Origin of the sequence: Thalassospira lucentensis, from assembly GCF_011806425.1 — a bacterium.
GTDB classification, from domain to species: Bacteria; Pseudomonadota; Alphaproteobacteria; order Rhodospirillales; family Thalassospiraceae; genus Thalassospira; species Thalassospira lucentensis_B.
The window spans coordinates 491,308-508,378 of sequence record NZ_JAATOV010000001.1; the positions used below are offsets into that span (position 1 = coordinate 491,308).

Sequence of the window (17,071 nt, forward strand, 5' to 3'; positions counted from 1 at the left end):
AGACGCCAGTAAAAAACGGCTATTTCTTGGCAGTAAACAGCAGTTTTTCGATGGTATCAAGGAAACCACCCAGTTTGTTGCGCAGATTTTCTGATTGCTCAGCAAGGCGGCTGGCCATCTCGCTGGTGGTATCTGCGGCATCGCCGGTACGACTGGTCATGTCAGACACAACGCTGATGTTATCGGTAACTTCCTGTGCCCCGTTTGAGGCTTGCTCAACATTACGGGTGATATTGGACGACAGGCTTTCTTGCTTTTGGACATTGCCCGAAATCATGTCCGAACGTGCTGCCAAGTCATCAATCACACTGGCAATTTCACGGATCGATCCGACCGATTGTTCAATCGCGGTCTGAATGTCCTGAACTTTTTCTTCGATGCTTTCGGTCGCCTTACTGGTCTGATTGGCAAGGCCTTTGACCTCGTTGGCAACAACGGCAAAGCCCTTGCCCGCTTCGCCCGCACGCGCGGCCTCAATCGTGGCGTTCAGGGCCAGAAGGTTGGTCTGCGCCGCAATGTCACGGATAAAGCTGACAACTTCAACAATCTCGCCCGCAGCGGTTTCAAGTTGGCCGATGCGGCCATCGGTTTCTTGCGCCAACCCGTTTGCACGGTGGGCAATATCAACAGACTCACGCGCCTGCTCCGAGACTTCGCGAATTGATTGGTTCAGTTCTTCGGATGCTTGCGACACCTCGCTGACATTGCTTGAGGTCTCACGCGCAGCAGCAGCAACATTGGTCGAACGTGTGCTGGTTTCACGCGCAATCGAATTGGCTTCGCCTGATGCGTCTGAAAGGGCGTTCGCCGCACTGGCGATGTCATCAACAACGTCAAGCGACCCGCTTTTGAAATCGTCCAAAATCGCGCCAAAGCCCGAAAGCTTTTGCTCAATCGATGCGGTTGCCGCATTGATGCGTTTGGCCGATGAAAGATACTCGCCCACCAAACCGGTTTCGACGATACGACGGTAATAACGGTTTTCTGAAACCGCCCCCATCGATGCTGCACTTTCGCGCAAGAACGCATCATTGCGGTCAATCAAACGGTTGATCGCGATAAACAGCTCACGCATGTCCGCATGACTGTCAACATTGGTGATGCGGGCCTCATAGTCGCCTTCGGCTGCGGCCAAAACCACATCCAAAGCCTTTTTGATACCTGATTTGGAACCACCAAATAGTGCCATTGTAAAACCTCGACCTTATCGCCTAAAGACTTTGAATGAATTTATCGTATGCCATACCGGCATCGGACAATTTTTGGGCAAGAACCTTGGACGCCGCGTTCATCCCATCCTTGCGGTTGGATGTACTGTCCTCAATCTTGCGAAGCTCCGCATAGAGAGGAATGATCTTTTCTTTGAGAATTTTGGGATCTGCCACACGACGGTTGGAATGATATCCAATCACCTTATGATTCTCGTCAAATGTCGGGGTGATATGGGCATAGACCCAATAATGATCCCCGTTTTTGCCCATATTGACGACATAGGCGAAAATCTCTTTCCCTGCCGCGATTTCATCCCACATCATTTTGAAAATGCAGCGCGGCATATCGGGATGGCGGATCAACGAATGGGGCTGACCAAGGACTTCGTCTTCGGAATAATCTGCTAAATCAAGAAACAAGTCATTTGCATATGTAATCCGACCCTTAAGATCGGTTTTACTGACGATCAGTTGTTCTGGTTTGAAATGGCGTTCCTTGCCCGAAGGCCGGATGCCTAAACGCGTGTCGCTCACCGTGATACCCCGTTTATCATTTTCTTGCCATTTAGGTTTGATGAGGAGGCAAGTTTGACATTTGAGTTACCACGTAACCGGCATTCCGCGAAGAAAAAATGTAATTTTCTCATATATTTCATGCCTTAAACCCCCAATCAAAAATCAGAGTAATTTAAGTTCCTGCTCCCTTCGAAAATGGGAGATTCTTGTCAAATTACCACCATCGGCAGACAGAAAAGTACCCACATATTCCCCAAACGGCGGATGCCCCTTCCGACCCGACCTGTCATATCGATCGGGTGCTGTAATGTAACGGCAATGAATTTATAGGCCTCTTACACTTTAGTAAGGTATCATCGCTATGTCGGACATGGATTTGTCTTTGGGGGACGGATGCAGCAAGACCTTCGCAATTTTCCATTTCGTGTGGCCATTCACGAGAAACAATCCGCACAAAATGTGCTCGATTGGCTCGATAAAAACATCCGCAGCGACCGCTGGACCATGGGCATTCGCAATATTGAACTCCCCCGTTCCGGGCAGTCCGCCCCGTTTGTCGACATGGTGATTTATTTCGCGCGGCGCGATGACATGGAACTGTTTCGCGAACGCTGGTCGGGCAAAACCCGCGAACGAAAAGTCAAATTACGTGGCCTGCGTGCCGCCTTTTATGCCCTGTGCCATCCCAAAACCGAAATGATTGCCTACGAGCAAGAAACCGACACAGCCCCCAAACGCATCCGGCCGGGCGATAAGGAAACATCCATCAAAAAATGACGGGTGCCCCAACACCTCAGCGCCCTAAAGTGCCAAAGCACTCAAACATCCAAAATCAAAAAACCCCGCGCAACCAAATGCACGGGGTTTCTATTTTCAGCCGATCCCAAAGGATCGCGTAGCTGACTTATTTCGGCAGTTCGGCATCAATGCCTTTGACGTACCAGTCCATGCCAAGCAGCATTTCGTCTGGTGCATCTTCGCCTTCTTTAACGCGAAGCTCGCCTGCCTGATCATAGATCGGGCCACCGAACGGATGGATCTCACCCGATGCGATTTTGGCTTCGGTTTCTTCGGCCAGTGCTTTTACGTCGTCTGGCATGTTGGTATAGGGCGCCATGTCAACCATGCCGCTTGCGATACCCCCCCAGGTGTCGGTTGACTCCCAGGTGCCGTCCATGACCGCTTTAGTGCGGGCAACGTAATATTCGTCCCAGTGATCCACAATCGCCGTCAGCTGTGCTTTCGGTGCGAATTTGATCATGTCAGATGCCTGACCAATGCCCAAAACGCCACGGTTTTCTGCAACCTGAAGCGGGGCCGGGCTGTCGGTGTGCTGAACCATGATGTCCGCACCCTGATCGATCAGGGCCTTGGCAGCATCGCCTTCTTTACCCGGATCATACCAGGTGTTTGCCCAAACGATTTTGACTTTAACATCCGGATTTACCGACCATGCGCCGCGCATGAACGAGTTGATGCCACGGACAACTTCCGGGATCGGGAAGGAACCAACATAACCGATGATGTTGGATTTGGTCATTTTACCGGCGATCACGCCAGCAACATAACGGCCTTCATAGAAACGTGCGGCATAGGTCGAAATGTTGTCCGCGCGCTTGTAACCGGTTGCATGTTCGAATTTTACATTCGGGAACTGTTTGGCAACCTTTTCGGTCGGGTTCATAAACCCAAACGACGTGGTAAAGATCAGGTTGTGGCCGGTCTGTGCCATCTGACGGATCACACGTTCCGCATCGGCACCTTCTGGCACGCTTTCGACGTAGCTGGTCGAAACCGCATCACCGAATTCTTTTTCAATTGCCTGACGGCCAATATCGTGACGATAGGACCAGCCATGGTCGCCAATCGGGCCGACATAAACGAAACCGACTTTGGCGTCTTCGGCATGGGCAGCACCCATGCCCGATGCGAGTGCACCAACAGCAGCAACCGCCGCCAAAGTGCGCTTCACGAAACTTGCATTCATTACGTAGTCTCCCTGTTAATCAGCAGCTCAGGATTTAAACACATTCCTGTTTGCAATCAATGACGTGTTCGCATGCGAACCAAGACTCAGACAAACCGATCAAACCGCTGCCCGGCTTGTGTGAGTTTTGGTTCAACATGGTATCCTCCCCATGGCGCGAACATCGTTTGGCGTGTCCGGCCACCGGAAAACGACTCGTTATTGGGTCGCCCGGAACGCCTGCCCAATACAGGCCGGCGCATTTAGTCTGATTTTCGCACGGTCACTGGAAATAATCACCAGAACAATCACGGTCGCCAGGTATGGCAGCATCGACATGAACTGTGACGGCACATGAATGCCCGCCCCTTGCGCATGAAGCTGCATCACAGAAATCAGGCCAAACATATAGGCGCCTGCCAACAACCGGCCCGGACGCCACGTGGCAAATACAACCAATGCCAGCGCGATCCAGCCACGCCCAGCAGTCATGTTTTCGGCCCACATCGGGGTATAAGACAGCGACAAATACGCCCCGGCCAAACCCGACATTGCCCCGCCAAACATGGTGGCAAGATACCGGATTTTGATCACCGAATACCCAATCGCATTGGCCGAATGATGTGAATCCCCAACCGCCTTAAGGATCAACCCCGCCCGCGTCTTGGTCAGGAAATAGCCAATCCCAACCACAATTGCGAAGGACAGATAAACAAGGAAATCTTGCCCAAACAAAATCGGGCCAAGGACCGGAATGGAACTAAGCCCCGGAATTGAAAGCGACGGCAGTGGTTGAATGGCAAAGCCAACAAAACCCGATCCAACAAGGGCGGAAAAACCAACCCCGAAAATCGTCAATGCCAAGCCGGTTGCAACCTGATTGGCCATCAGCGTTAAGGTCAAAAATGCAAAGATCAATGACATCAACACACCGGCACACATCGCACCAACAATGCCCAGCACTGCCGATCCGGTCGTGGCCGTTACGGCAAAACCGGCAATCGCCCCAACCAGCATCATGCCTTCGACGCCAAGGTTCAGCACACCGGACTTTTCCGTGACCAATTCACCCGACGCCGCCAGTAAAAGCGGGGTCGATGCAGTGATCACCGTCAGAATAAAGGGAACAATCCAATCCATTATGCGGTTCTCCCTTTTGCCGCGATAGAACCGAAACGAACACGGTATTTGGTCAAAACATCACACGCCAGCAGGAAGAACAGCAAGATCCCCTGGAACAGGCCGGTCACCGCATTTGGAAGCTGCAAGGTCATCTGGGCCAGTTCCCCACCAAGATAGGTCAGCGCCATAATCAAACCGCCAAACAAAATGCCCACCGGATGCAAACGCCCCAAAAAGGCAACAATGATCGCGGTAAACCCGTATCCCGGTGAAATTGACGATTGCAGCTGCCCAATCGGGCCAGCAACCTCAAACAACCCGGCCAGCCCCGAAAGCCCGCCGCTCAGAAGCAGTGTAAACCAAACCATGCGTTTTTGGCGGAAACCAACGTGGCGCGCGGCCTGCGGTGCCTTGCCAACCACGCGCAACTGAAAACCAATCACCGATTTTGACAGCAACAACCACCCGGCAAGCACGACAAAAACAGCAATCGCTGTGCCCAAATGTACACGTGTACCATCGAAAATCATCGGCAACAGACCCGCATCCGGGAACGGACGTGATTCTGGGAAGTTGAACCCTTCGGGATTGCGCCAAGGACCATGCACCAAAAAGCTTAAAAACAGCGTCGCGACATAGGTCAGCATCAAGCTGGTCAGGATTTCATTGGCATTAAATCGGGTACGCAACAGGGCGGGAATTGCCCCCCAAAACGCCCCACCAATCGCGCCCAGAACCATCATGGCAGGCAGCAAAAACACGCTGGTACTGTCATAGAAATAAAGCGCTAACCCACCGCCAAAAATGGCGCCCATGGTTAGCTGCCCTTCGGCACCGATATTCCAAACATTGGCGCGGAACCCCATGGCAAGACCAATCGCAATGATCACAAGCGGGGTGGCCTTAACCAACAGCTCGGAAATGCCATAGCTGTTATTGATCGGCAGGATGAAAAAAGTATACAGCGCGTCAAACGGGTTTTTGCCCATAAAGGCAAAGATGATCCCGCCGACAACCAGCGTCATGATAATTGCCAGAACCGGCGACAGATAAACCATCGCCTGTGAATGCTGACGGCGCGGTTCAAGCCTGATCAACGCGGCCTCCTGTGGTTAGCGTGTCGTTCGCCGGGGTCGCGGTCCCATCAAGATCATGAAGCCCCCCCATCAACAGACCAATTTCTTCAATGGTGACATCGGCCATCGGACGCGGTTTGGACAATTTGCCCTCTGCCATCACAACGACCGAATCACAAATCGCAAAAATCTCGTCGAGGTCCTGTGAAATCACCAGAACCGCCGTGCCCTTGGCCGCCAAATCAAGCAACGCCTGATGAATGGCACTGGCTGCACCGGCATCCACACCCCAAGTTGGTTGCGAAATCACCAAAACACCCGGGTCCTGAAGGATTTCACGCCCAACAATAAATTTCTGAAGGTTCCCGCCCGAAAGACTTCCGGCTTCGGCCCCGGAACCCGTGGTGCGCACATCAAATGTTTTGATGATGTTATCGGCAAATGACCGGGTCGGAACTTCGCGGATCAAGCCATTGGCGGCCAATGCCATGCGGCGAAACGCGGTCAAAAACCCATTTTCCGACAGGCTCATATCGGGCACCGCCCCATGGCCGTTGCGTTCTTCTGGAACGAATGCCGCGCCAAGGCGACGGCGGCGGCGCGGTCCAAAATGTGCGACCGATGTGCCATCAATTTTAATCGTATCAGGTGCGCCAAACTGTTCGGTCTCACCGGCCAACGCCTGAAAAAGTTCGTTCTGACCATTACCCGCAACCCCAGCAACGCCAAGGATTTCGCCCCCGCGAACGGTCAGATTGACGTCTTTAAGGTCAGTACCAAACTGTTCTTCGCTGGCAAGGGACAATCCGCTGACGTCAAGACGCACATCGCCAAACGTACGGTCACCACCCCGGTCGGGTGCGGTCAGTTTCTGGCCGATCATCATTTCGGCCATGGATTTTGCGGTTTCTTCACGCGGGTCACAGCCGCCCACCACCTTGCCACCGCGCAACACCGTCGCGGTCTGACACAGGGCTTTGACCTCATGCAGCTTGTGGCTGATATACAAAATCGCGCAGCCCTCTGCGGACAAACGGCGCAGCGTTTCAAACAGCTTTTCGACTTCTTGCGGGGTCAGAACCGATGTCGGTTCATCCAAAATCAGCAATTTGGGATTTTGCAGCAAACACCTTACAATCTCGATCCGCTGACGTTCCCCGACCGACAGGGTGTAGACATGACGATCCGGGTCAAGCGGCAGACCATAGGTCTTTTCAACTTCGACCACTTGCTTGCGCAGCACATTCATGTCGCGCACATCGTTCATCGCAAGGGCAATGTTTTCAAGAACGGTCATGGTTTCAAACAGCGAGAAATGCTGGAACACCAAACCGACACCCATTTCACGCGCGTCATGCGGGCTTTGAATGGTGACAGGTTTGCCCTCCCACAACACGTCGCCCTCGTCGGCTTGCAAAACACCGTAAATGATTTTCACAAGCGTACTTTTGCCGGCCCCATTTTCACCAAGCAGCGCATGGATTTCGCCCGGCTCGATACGGAAACTGATATCGTCATTGGCCAGACAGCCCGGAAAAGCCTTGGTCACACCGCGCACTTCAAGTTGCGCGTGTCCCGCCCCCGTCATGGTTTCTGCCCCGGTATCCCCGGTTATTGACGTCACTGCTAGCACCCCTATTTAGCAATATGATGTTGCACACTGACGGCGGTTTTACCCGATAATGCGCAGCAATCAAACGGTCTCAATATTCGATCTTGTCTTCTTTGTCTTCCCAAGCCGCAAAAACTTCGCGCGCCTCGGGGACATCGACATGTTCAATCGGCAACGTCCGATCTGACATCGGCTTTGCAACTTCATCATACAGGAACTGATCATCAAATCCGATGGCAGCAGCATCGTCGCGGCCATTGGCATAATAGATCTTATCAAGACGGGCCCAATAAATCGCAGCAAGACACATTGGGCAGGGTTCGCAGCTGGTGTAAATTTCACACCCGACAAGATCATGACGCCCAAGCTTTTCACAGGCCGCGCGAATGGCGCTGACCTCGGCATGGGCGGTCGGGTCGTGTTTGGATGTGACGTTGTTCCATCCTTCGGCAATAACCTTGCCATCGCGCACAATCACCGCGCCGAATGGGCCACCACATCCTTCATCCATTTTCTGCCGCGACAATTCCACGGCATGGCGCATATGGCCTTTTTTGGCATCACACACAGCCAATCTCCTTTGCGAAACCCTTAATCTGGAAAACCAGATCACCTGACCAGACCGTCATTAACGCGGCCCTTTATCATTAAAAACACCTTCAACGAAGGTTTTATCGACCAATAATCCCGTCTGTCGCGGTTTTAAGTATTGGCTGATTTTGTGCCATCTGTGCTTCGCGCACAGTCAGCAATTGCACCACGACGGATGCCGCAATCACAGCGGGTTGTTTCCCCGTAATGCCCGAAGTACCGATCGGGCAGGTCAATCGACCGATTTCGGCCGCCCTTAACCCCCGATCAGAAAGACGGCGCACAAACCGCGCACGTTTGGTTTGACTGCCAATCATCCCGACAAAGCCAAGATCATCGCGCGCCAATGCCGCCCGGCAGATATCAAAATCAAGGGCGTGGTTATGGGTTAAAATCAACACGTGCGCGCCCGGTGGAATGTCCGCGACTTCGTCTTGGGGCTGATCGCTTTGGCAAAGATGCAGCTTTCCTGCCGTCTGACCGGCTTCATCGGCGTCATCAACATGACCGGCCAGCTCCGCCAGATAATCATCACGCGAATCGACCATATGGATTGAAAATGGCAGGAGGCTTAACGCACCAACCAACGCCTTACCGACATGACCCGCACCAAAAATCCAAACCGGTGTCACCGCATCATCCAGACGCAGGCACAGCACATCCGCCCCGTTATGGGCCATCATGCCACCGCGCAAGGCCCCAAATGTATTGGCCAACACGGTCGCTTGATCGTCATCGGCAACGCGTAACTGATTGCCCGTGACCGGCACGGTCACCCAACAGCCATTTGGCGAAACACCACCTGACGAAAGCTTTTGAAATGCAGCCAAAAGATCGGCCTTTTGAGACGGCCCCAAATGATGGAACCCAACATCAACCGATCCACCGCAACATTGCCCCAATCCCGGGCCGAGCGGAAAGCGCACAATTTCGGCATCGGACATGGCCGCATCATCGGTGCTATCGGTGCCATCGGTTTTGGCTGCTTCTGCCAATTCATCCCGGACCTTGCGCGTGACCTGATGTTCAAGGTTCCCGCCACCAATCGTGCCAGAAACACTATCCTTGCCAATCAACATGAACGCACCGGCTTCGCGCGGGGTGGATCCACGAATGGTCGCCACACTGACCAGCATCACCGACCCCGGTGACGACAAAAGATCAATATGCGCGCGGTGCGACAGGGTCATGATTATTCCCCCGCCGCCGACATTTTCTGCCCGGCATCTGTCATCATCTGCTTGGCAACATCGGCGACCGCATACAAGATCGCCTCGGGCGTGGCCGGGGTATTTAGGGCCGGGATCACTTTATGATCGCCCACCGATGCAATCGCATCGGCAATCGCCCGATGGACCGAGATCGACAACATCAAGGGTGGCTCGCCCACGGCCTTGGACCGGTGAATGGTTTTTTCAACATTGCGCCCCGATGCCCACAATTCCATGCGGAAATCTTCCGGGCGATCCGAACAGGCCGGGATTTTATAGGTGGACGGCGCATGGGTGCGCAAACTTCCCTTGTCATCCCACCAAAGTTCCTCGGTCGTCAGCCACCCCATGCCTTGAATAAAGCCGCCTTCGATCTGGCCACGGTCAATCGCCGGGTTCAAAGAACGGCCGACATCATGGATGATATCAACGCGCGTGACCTTGTTTTCGCCGGTCAGGGTATCAATCAAAACTTCCGAACACGCCATGCCATACGCAAAGTAATAAAATGGTCGGCCCGATGCGTTTTCACGGTCGTAATGGATTTTCGGGGTGGCGTAATAGCCCGTCGCCGAAAGCGACACGCGCGCCAAATAGGCCTGCTTGATCACTTCGGCAAAGCTAAGCTCAGCCTGATCACCAACAATGACCTTGCCCGGCACGAACCGAACGGCGGCCTCGGCCACACCGTATTTTTCCGCCGCAAAGGAAATTAGGCGGTTTTTGATCGTCATCGCCGCATCACGCGCAGCCATGCCGTTCATATCCGCCCCGCTTGATGCGGCTGTGGCCGATGTATTGGGCACTTTGCCGGTATTGGTCGCGGTGATCTTGATCTGATCTAGGTCGATCTGGAATTCCTCGGCCACGACTTGGGCGACCTTGATAAACAGGCCCTGCCCCATTTCCGTCCCGCCATGGTTCAAATGCACCGATCCATCCTGATACACATGGATCAACGCCCCGGCCTGATTAAGGAACGACGTGGTAAAGGAAATGCCAAATTTAACCGGCGTGATCGAAAGACCCTTTTTAAGCACCGGACTTTCGGAATTAAATGCCTCAATCGCGGCACGTCGGGTGCGATAATCACTGGATTTCAGGATATCGTCGGTCAGTTCCCCCAACACATTGTCTTCGACCACCATGTGATAGGGCGTCGTATTGCGATCATCTGTGCCGTAATAATTGGCCATGCGCACATCCAACGGATCGCGCCCGACAGTCATTGCGATTTCATCAATGATGCGTTCAATCGCGACCATCCCCTGTGGCCCACCAAACCCGCGAAAGGCTGTGTTGGACACAAGATTGGTTTTGCAGCGATAGGACCGGATTTCAACATCACCAAGATAATAGGCATTGTCGGTATGGAACATCGCCCGGTCGGCAATCGCGGCGGATAAATCCGCCGAAAATCCGCAATTGGCCGCATATTGGATATCCAGCCCGCAAATCCGCCCGTCATCGTCAAAACCAACATCATAATCGACAATGAAATCATGGCGCTTGCCGGTCATGACCATATCGTCATCACGGTCCAGACGGAATTTCGCCGGGCGGCCGGTTTTCACCGCGACGATTGCCGCCAATGCGGCCCATTGCGATGCTTGGGTTTCCTTGCCGCCAAAACCGCCCCCCATACGGCGCACTTCCACCGTCACCGCATTGGCCGGACGGCCCAATACATTGGCAATATTGTGCTGCACTTCGGATGGGTGCTGGGTCGAACAATGCAACAAAACATCGCCGTCTTCTTGCGGGACGGCCAGACTAATTTGCCCTTCAAGGTAAAAGTGATCCTGCCCGCCAATTTCCATGCGTGCAGATCGGCGGTGTTTGGCCTTTGCCAAGGCAGATGCGGCATCGCCTTGTTTCATCACATGCGGCGGGGCGACAAAAAGCTGCTTTTCAAGCGCTTCATCCACCGACAAAGCCGCTGGCAATTCTTCGTACTCGATCTCGGCCAGTTTGGCGGCATGGCGGGCTTGGGCACGGGTTTCCGCCGCAACACAAAAAACCGGCTGACCATAAAACTGCACCACCCCATCGGGCAAGACCGGCTCGTCATGGGTATGTGCCGGGGACACATCATTCACACCGGGCACATCATCAGACGTCAAAACACACACAACACCCGGTGCGGAACGCACCTTGGAAAGGTCCATCTTGGTGATTTTGCCATGCGCGATGTTTGCCGAGCCGGGTGCCAGATGCAGCGTGCCGAACGGTTCGATAATGTCATCGATATAAACCGCTTCGCCCGCAACATGTTTTGGCCCGCTATCATGCTTGGACGGGGTTCGCACCCCACCCGAAAGCCCCGCCGTCGGTTCGATCAAATCATCGGTTTGGTTATATGCAGCTTGATCAGACAAGGGCTGCCTCCTTCCCAACAAGGCGGGTGGCGATATCGGGCGCACTGGTTTCAATAAACAGCTTGGTCAAAAGATTCTGCGCAACCAACATGCGGTATTCCTTGGACGCGCGCATATCCGTCATCGGTTCAAACTCATCAGCCAGCGCGCGCTGCGCCGCCCCAAGGGTGGCTTCATCCCACTCTTTACCGATCACGGCGGCTTCGCATTTTTTCGCCCGCATTGGGGTGCCTGCCATCCCGCCATAAACGGCGCGGAACGCGGCGACTTTGCCATCGGCAATCTGGATCGCAAACGCGCCCAGAACCGCAGTGATATCCTGATCAAACCGCTTGGAAATCTTATAGGCCTTAAACACCAATCCTTTGGCGGGTTTGGGCACGATCACGCTTTCGACAAACTCGCCCGGTGTCCGGTCCTGTTTGCCATAACTGATAAAGTAATCTTCCAGTGGCACTTCGCGGCGCACATTGCCCATGCGCAGAACGATTTTCGCCCCCAACGCAATCAAGGCCGGCGGGGTATCGCCAATCGGCGATCCGTTGGCAATATTGCCGCCAACCGTCCCGGCATTGCGGATTTGCCGTGATCCAATGCGGCGGATCAACTCGCCAATATCACTGGCCACCCGGCCCAAGGCATCATGTGCGCGGCTATATGTCACACCCGCCCCGATAACGACCGCCGTGTCGGTTTCGCTCACCGATTTCAGATCAGCAACATCTCCAATGTAAATGATCGGGTCCAACCGTTTGAGCATCTTGGTCACCCAAAGCCCAACATCCGTACCGCCTGCCAACACCGTCGCATCGGGATGCGCCACCAAAAGGGCGGCCAATTCATCGGATGTGCGCGGCGCGTAATAGCGGCCAGCGGCATGTTCCACCGCCAAGGTGCCCGCATCCTTGACCAGATCGGTCAAACGGGTCGCAATGTCAGCACGGCGTTTTTGTTCTGCTGCATCACCCGCGGCAATCCCACCAGCTTTACGCGCCGCCTCGATAATCGGGCCATAGCCAGTACAGCGGCACAGGTTCCCCGCCAGCGCATCATTGATTGCCCCGCGATCATCTTCGCCGCCATCCAGCCACATCTGATACAGGCTCATGACAAAGCCCGGCGTGCAGAACCCGCATTGCGATCCGTGGGTCTCAACCATCGCCTGTTGCACCGGATGCAGGCTGCCAACTTTCGATTTCAGATGCTCCACGGTCAAAAGCTGCTTGCCATCAAGGGTCGGGACAAACTGAATGCAGGCATTTACCGTGCGATAGGCCATTTTGCCATCACCATCGGGTTCGCCAAGAACCACGGTACAGGCCCCGCAATCCCCCTCGGCACAGCCTTCTTTGGTGCCGGTTTTGCGTTCTTCAAGACGCAGGTAATCAAGAACCGTCATCTGCGGATCAATACCGCTTAGACTGCGTTCTTCGTCACCAAACAGGAAACGAATGTCAGGGCGCATATTTTGGCTGGTAGGCTGCGTCATGATGGTCGGCCTCAGCTTCCGCGATAGGTGGAATAGCCGAATGGCGACAGCAAAAGCGGTACATGATAATGCGACTGCCCGTCTGAAATGCCAAACCGGATGACAACTTGATCTAGGAATTTCGGATCAGGAAGATCGGCGCCACAGGCATCAAAATAATCCCCCGCATGGAAAACCATCTGATAGGTGCCCGGCTTAAACGATGCCCCGTCAAGCATCGGCGCATCGGTACGACCATCTTCATTGGTGATCGCTTCGGCAACAAGGTCATCGTGACCATTGCCAAACCGATGCAGTTCAATGCGAATACCACCCGCCGGGCAGCCTTTGGCCGTGTCGAGTACATGGGTCGTCAGTCGTCCCATAGCGGGCCTCCCTCTCTCAAACTCTTATATGATGGTCGATCGCTTCTCCCCCGGTCGGCATTCTATTTAGTGATTTTGTGCCGTACCAATTTTTAGCGATTTTAAAATCGTTGCATTCCGTTGGCTCCGCGGAAAGAGGCGATAAAGTGAAACTATATCAATGATTCTTTGAAAAACGAATTCCGTCACATCGTGCAGAATGCTACGAAATAATGCTTAAAAGCCTAAAAGACCGCGAAAAACGTGGCAAACACCTAATCCCGTCCAGGAACATTATCAAAGTCGTGTTGATAGTGCGGCCCCACAGCAACGGAGTTCTTCCTTGCTGCACCGCGGCCTATGGTTAATGCTACAACCATAGATGCTACACCAAACATCCCGGCAGACAAAGCAAGGGATACAAAGAAGGCAGGAGAGGCAGAAATGAACGACCAGAATTATGCGCGTGATCTGATTGGCTATGGCGATACGCCGCCCAAGGCCAACTGGCCAAATAAGGCCCGCGTCGCGGTTCAGTTCGTGCTCAATTACGAAGAAGGTGGCGAAAACTGCATCCTGCATGGTGACAAAGCATCCGAAGCATTCCTGTCGGAAATGATTGGCGCCGACATGCGCGAAGGTGTCCGCCACATGAGCATGGAATCGATCTATGAATATGGATCGCGCGTGGGTGTCTGGCGCATTTTAAACCTGTTCCGTGAACGCCAAATTCCGATCACGCTGTTTGCGGTTGCCATGGCGCTGGCCCGCAATCCCAAGGTCGGCGAAGTCGCGATGAAGGATGGTCACGAAATTTGCTCGCACGGGTATCGCTGGATCGATTACCAGTACTTTCCCGAGGACCTCGAACGTGAACATCTCCATCAGGCAATTGAAATCATCAAAGGGGTGACTGGCGAACGCCCGCTTGGCTGGTACACCGGGCGCACAAGCCCCAATACCCGCCGCCTCGTCGCCGAAGAAGGCGGCTTTTTGTACGATGCAGATGATTACAGCGATGAATTACCGTTCTGGAGCCCCCAGACAGAAACACCGCATTTGATCGTGCCCTACACGCTTGATGTCAACGACATGCGCTTTGCCGCCATGCAGGGCTTCAATTCCGGCGAACAGTATTTCCAATACCTCAAAGACAGCTTTGACACGCTGTATGAAGAAGGGGCCGAAACCCCGCGTATGCTGTCTGTTGGTTTGCATTGCCGGTTGGTCGGGCGTCCGGGCCGTTTTGCTGCCCTTAAACGCTTTGTTGATTACGTTCAAAGCCACGACAATGTGTGGTTTGCCCGCCGGATTGATATCGCACGCCATTGGCGCGAACATCATCCCTATGGCGGCTAAAGCACCCCCTAAAACCCCAAAGGTCCCTATGACGAACAGCGCACCATCCCTTTTTGAAACCCGCCCGCCCAGCACATTGGCGCAAAGCGCCTTTGTCTCGCTGTATGGCTGGGTTTATGAACACTCGCCCTGGGTTGCTCATCAACTCTATGAACGCGGCATTACCGATGCCCTTGATACCCCCGCTGCCCTTGCCGATGCGATGGCGGCTGTGGTCAATGGCGCGGTTGATGCCGATAAGCTCTCCTTGCTGCGCGCCCACCCGGATTTGGCTGGGAAACTGGCCTTGGCGGATTTAACCACCTCTTCGCAAAACGAACAAAAGGGTGCTGGGCTTGATCAATGCAGCCCCGATGAACTTGCCCGTTTTCGCGAACTTAATGACGCCTACAAACAGAAATTCGGCTTCCCGTTTATCTTTGCCGTAAAGGGCTTTGATCGCGCCGATATTCTGGCCGCCTTTGAACGCCGGGTGAAAAACGACGTCCAAGCCGAATTTCACGAGGCCATCGGCCAAGTCCATCGCATCGCCAAACTACGCCTTGAAGATCTGTAACCATCAAAAACATCCGCGCCACAATGCGCGGGCCGAATAACAAACGATAAAATCAGGAATAAGCTGTTATGAGCCATATCGAAAACGCCGAGGCACCGGAATTTACCCGGCGCTTTGTTAATCTGGCCGATGAACGTCTGGGCGCAGAAGCCATTTTCGCGACCGATGATTTCTTTGCCGACAAACAGCGCATGCTGCAATCAGCAGACGCCATTTTCTATCCCGACCGATATGACGATAACGGCAAATGGATGGATGGCTGGGAAAGCCGCCGCAAACGTGTCGAAGGCCATGATTACTGCGTTGTCCGTCTGGCAACATCGGGCCGCATTTACGGTGTAGATATCGACACCAGTCACTTTACTGGCAACTTCCCCCCGGCAGGATCGCTTGAAGGATGCTATTGCCCGGACGGTGATCCGGCCGATGATGCCACATGGACCGAAATTGTCGCCCCCATGGGCCTTGGGGCCAGTGCACATCATTATGCCGATGTCACCTCAGATGCCATTTACACCCATGTGCGTTTGCACATCTATCCTGATGGGGGTGTCGCCCGTCTGCGTATTTATGGTCGCCCGAACCGCGACTGGACCGACTTGGCCGCCAAAGGCGAACAGGTCGATCTGGCGGCGATGATTAATGGCGGGGTTGTCGTCGGCTGGTCTGATTCCCATTACGGTAATCCCAACGCCATTTTGGCACCGGGGCGCGGGGTTAACATGGGCGATGGCTGGGAAACGCGTCGTCGCCGCGAACCGGGCAATGAATGGCTGATCATTGAACTGGGCACCCCCGGCGAAATCGAAAAGATCATCGTCGATACCTGCCACTTTAAGGGCAACTATCCGGACCGCCTATCGATCCAGGGCGCCTTCGTTGACGGCGAAAAGGACAAGTCGCTGACTGCGCGGTCGATGTTCTGGTCCACCATCCTGCCCGAAAGCAAAATGCAGGCGGACCATATCCACGAATTTGATACGTCGGCCCTCACGGTCAATGGCCCTGTCACACATTTGCGGATCAATTCGATCCCGGATGGCGGCATCAGCCGTTTGCGCATCCTTGGCACGCCCAGCAGCAAGTAACGGAGCCAGGGATGACCATGAAGCTTAAGGTCGAACTGCTGACCCAAGATGCCTTCGCCCCGTTTGGTGAAGTCATCTCAACCGCGACGGCGCGCGATAGCTATAAGATCAATCTGGGCACCACCACCCGGTTTCACGATATTTCACGCGTTGATGTCGGCGATCAAGACGGCCAACCGATCATTAGTATCTTTCGCGGCACACCACGGGCCAAGCCGATTGAAATCAAAATGATGGAACGCCATCCGCTGGGATCGCAGGCCTTTATGCCGCTTATGGGCCAAAAGTTCCTGATCGTGGTGGCAACGGGTACGGACACACCAAAGCCCGAAGACCTCCGCGCCTTTATCAGTGACGGATCACAGGGCGTCACCTATGCCAAAAACGTCTGGCATCATCCGCTTTTGGTTCTGGAACCCGACAGTGATTTTCTGATCGTTGACCGATCTGGTCCGGGCGAAAACCTTAATGAAGTTGACTTGCCGTTGGTGAATGGCGCTGTCATCACGCTTGATTGGCCATAAGGGACGTCCAAGTCGCCCTGTCACAACG

Annotated in this window: 16 protein-coding genes; 5 read left to right on the plus strand and 11 right to left on the minus strand. The window is 54.0% G+C overall.

Annotated elements, in window-relative coordinates; all coding sequences use genetic code 11:
- Positions 1–19: 19 nt before the first annotated feature.
- Together HCZ99_RS02350 and HCZ99_RS02355 are read right to left on the minus strand one after the other, a co-directional pair.
- A complete protein-coding gene (locus HCZ99_RS02350; protein ID WP_167445254.1) occupies positions 20–1,189 on the minus strand; it encodes a methyl-accepting chemotaxis protein in 1,170 nt (389 codons plus the stop codon).
- A 22-nt stretch (positions 1,190–1,211) separates the two neighbouring features.
- Positions 1,212–1,745, minus strand: a complete 534-nt coding sequence (locus HCZ99_RS02355; protein WP_167445255.1) for a PAS domain-containing protein — start codon at positions 1,743–1,745, stop codon at positions 1,212–1,214.
- A gap of 375 nt (positions 1,746–2,120) precedes the next feature.
- Between HCZ99_RS02355 and HCZ99_RS02360 the strand changes: the two genes are divergently transcribed.
- Complete coding sequence (locus HCZ99_RS02360) at positions 2,121–2,504, plus strand: hypothetical protein (RefSeq protein ID WP_167445256.1); 384 nt, start codon at positions 2,121–2,123, stop codon at positions 2,502–2,504.
- 127 nt (positions 2,505–2,631) lie between these two features.
- Here HCZ99_RS02360 and HCZ99_RS02365 read toward each other — a convergent pair whose 3' ends face one another.
- From HCZ99_RS02365 to uraH, 9 genes are all read right to left on the minus strand, one after another.
- Positions 2,632–3,699 (minus strand): BMP family ABC transporter substrate-binding protein, encoded by a 1,068-nt coding sequence (locus tag HCZ99_RS02365; RefSeq protein ID WP_167445943.1) that lies wholly within the window; start codon positions 3,697–3,699, stop codon positions 2,632–2,634.
- A 213-nt stretch (positions 3,700–3,912) separates the two neighbouring features.
- Complete coding sequence (locus HCZ99_RS02370) at positions 3,913–4,833, minus strand: ABC transporter permease (protein ID WP_167445257.1); 921 nt, start codon at positions 4,831–4,833, stop codon at positions 3,913–3,915.
- Complete coding sequence (locus HCZ99_RS02375; protein WP_175581368.1) at positions 4,833–5,912, minus strand: ABC transporter permease; 1,080 nt, start codon at positions 5,910–5,912, stop codon at positions 4,833–4,835. Before HCZ99_RS02375 ends, HCZ99_RS02370 begins: the two co-directional genes overlap by 1 nt.
- A complete protein-coding gene (locus tag HCZ99_RS02380) occupies positions 5,899–7,479 on the minus strand; it encodes an ABC transporter ATP-binding protein (RefSeq protein ID WP_167445945.1) in 1,581 nt (526 codons plus the stop codon). Before HCZ99_RS02380 ends, HCZ99_RS02375 begins: the two co-directional genes overlap by 14 nt.
- Positions 7,480–7,594: 115 nt before the next feature.
- Positions 7,595–8,071 carry a nucleoside deaminase gene (locus tag HCZ99_RS02385; RefSeq protein WP_368484213.1) on the minus strand — a complete coding sequence of 159 codons (477 nt, stop codon included), beginning with the start codon at positions 8,069–8,071 and terminating at the stop codon, positions 7,595–7,597.
- Between the two features lie 103 nt (positions 8,072–8,174).
- On the minus strand, positions 8,175–9,284 hold the full coding sequence (gene xdhC, locus HCZ99_RS02390) for a xanthine dehydrogenase accessory protein XdhC (RefSeq protein ID WP_167445258.1): 1,110 nt from the start codon (positions 9,282–9,284) through the stop codon (positions 8,175–8,177).
- A 2-nt stretch (positions 9,285–9,286) separates the two neighbouring features.
- Entirely contained in the window at positions 9,287–11,683 is a 2,397-nt protein-coding gene (gene xdhB / locus HCZ99_RS02395; protein WP_167445259.1) for a xanthine dehydrogenase molybdopterin binding subunit, read from the minus strand.
- On the minus strand, positions 11,676–13,172 hold the full coding sequence (gene xdhA / locus HCZ99_RS02400) for a xanthine dehydrogenase small subunit (RefSeq protein WP_217701449.1): 1,497 nt from the start codon (positions 13,170–13,172) through the stop codon (positions 11,676–11,678). The genes xdhB and xdhA overlap by 8 nt, the downstream gene beginning before the upstream one ends.
- Positions 13,173–13,183: 11 nt before the next feature.
- Positions 13,184–13,537: a hydroxyisourate hydrolase gene (gene uraH / locus HCZ99_RS02405; protein ID WP_167445260.1), complete on the minus strand. Its 354-nt coding sequence runs from the start codon at positions 13,535–13,537 to the stop codon at positions 13,184–13,186.
- 423 nt (positions 13,538–13,960) lie between these two features.
- Here uraH and puuE point away from each other — a divergent pair, with 423 nt between their 5' ends.
- The 4 genes from puuE to HCZ99_RS02425 all read left to right on the plus strand — a co-directional run bounded on the left by puuE (position 13,961) and on the right by HCZ99_RS02425 (position 17,043).
- Positions 13,961–14,875, plus strand: a complete 915-nt coding sequence (gene puuE / locus HCZ99_RS02410; protein WP_167445261.1) for an allantoinase PuuE — start codon at positions 13,961–13,963, stop codon at positions 14,873–14,875.
- Between the two features lie 28 nt (positions 14,876–14,903).
- On the plus strand, positions 14,904–15,431 hold the full coding sequence (gene uraD / locus HCZ99_RS02415; RefSeq protein WP_167445262.1) for a 2-oxo-4-hydroxy-4-carboxy-5-ureidoimidazoline decarboxylase: 528 nt from the start codon (positions 14,904–14,906) through the stop codon (positions 15,429–15,431).
- Between the two features lie 68 nt (positions 15,432–15,499).
- Positions 15,500–16,519 (plus strand): allantoicase, encoded by a 1,020-nt coding sequence (alc, locus tag HCZ99_RS02420; protein ID WP_167445263.1) that lies wholly within the window; start codon positions 15,500–15,502, stop codon positions 16,517–16,519.
- Between the two features lie 11 nt (positions 16,520–16,530).
- Complete coding sequence (locus HCZ99_RS02425; RefSeq protein WP_254869396.1) at positions 16,531–17,043, plus strand: ureidoglycolate lyase; 513 nt, start codon at positions 16,531–16,533, stop codon at positions 17,041–17,043.
- The last annotated feature ends 28 nt before the right edge of the window (positions 17,044–17,071 follow it).

Excerpts from the sequence above, each read along its gene's own strand:
- HCZ99_RS02350 (WP_167445254.1), bottom strand. The coding sequence starts at position 1,189 with ATGGCACTATTTGGTGGTTCCAAATCAGGTATCAAAAAGGCTTTGGAT.
- HCZ99_RS02360 (WP_167445256.1), top strand. The coding sequence starts at position 2,121 with ATGCAGCAAGACCTTCGCAATTTTCCATTTCGTGTGGCCATTCACGAG.
- HCZ99_RS02370 (WP_167445257.1), bottom strand. The coding sequence starts at position 4,833 with ATGGATTGGATTGTTCCCTTTATTCTGACGGTGATCACTGCATCGACC.
- HCZ99_RS02380 (WP_167445945.1), bottom strand. The coding sequence starts at position 7,479 with ATGACGGGGGCGGGACACGCGCAACTTGAAGTGCGCGGTGTGACCAAG.
- xdhC (WP_167445258.1), bottom strand. The coding sequence starts at position 9,284 with ATGACCCTGTCGCACCGCGCGCATATTGATCTTTTGTCGTCACCGGGG.
- xdhA (WP_217701449.1), bottom strand. The coding sequence starts at position 13,172 with ATGACGCAGCCTACCAGCCAAAATATGCGCCCTGACATTCGTTTCCTG.
- uraH (WP_167445260.1), bottom strand. The coding sequence starts at position 13,537 with ATGGGACGACTGACGACCCATGTACTCGACACGGCCAAAGGCTGCCCG.
- puuE (WP_167445261.1), top strand. The coding sequence starts at position 13,961 with ATGAACGACCAGAATTATGCGCGTGATCTGATTGGCTATGGCGATACG.
- uraD (WP_167445262.1), top strand. The coding sequence starts at position 14,904 with ATGACGAACAGCGCACCATCCCTTTTTGAAACCCGCCCGCCCAGCACA.
- alc (WP_167445263.1), top strand. The coding sequence starts at position 15,500 with ATGAGCCATATCGAAAACGCCGAGGCACCGGAATTTACCCGGCGCTTT.
- HCZ99_RS02425 (WP_254869396.1), top strand. The coding sequence starts at position 16,531 with ATGACCATGAAGCTTAAGGTCGAACTGCTGACCCAAGATGCCTTCGCC.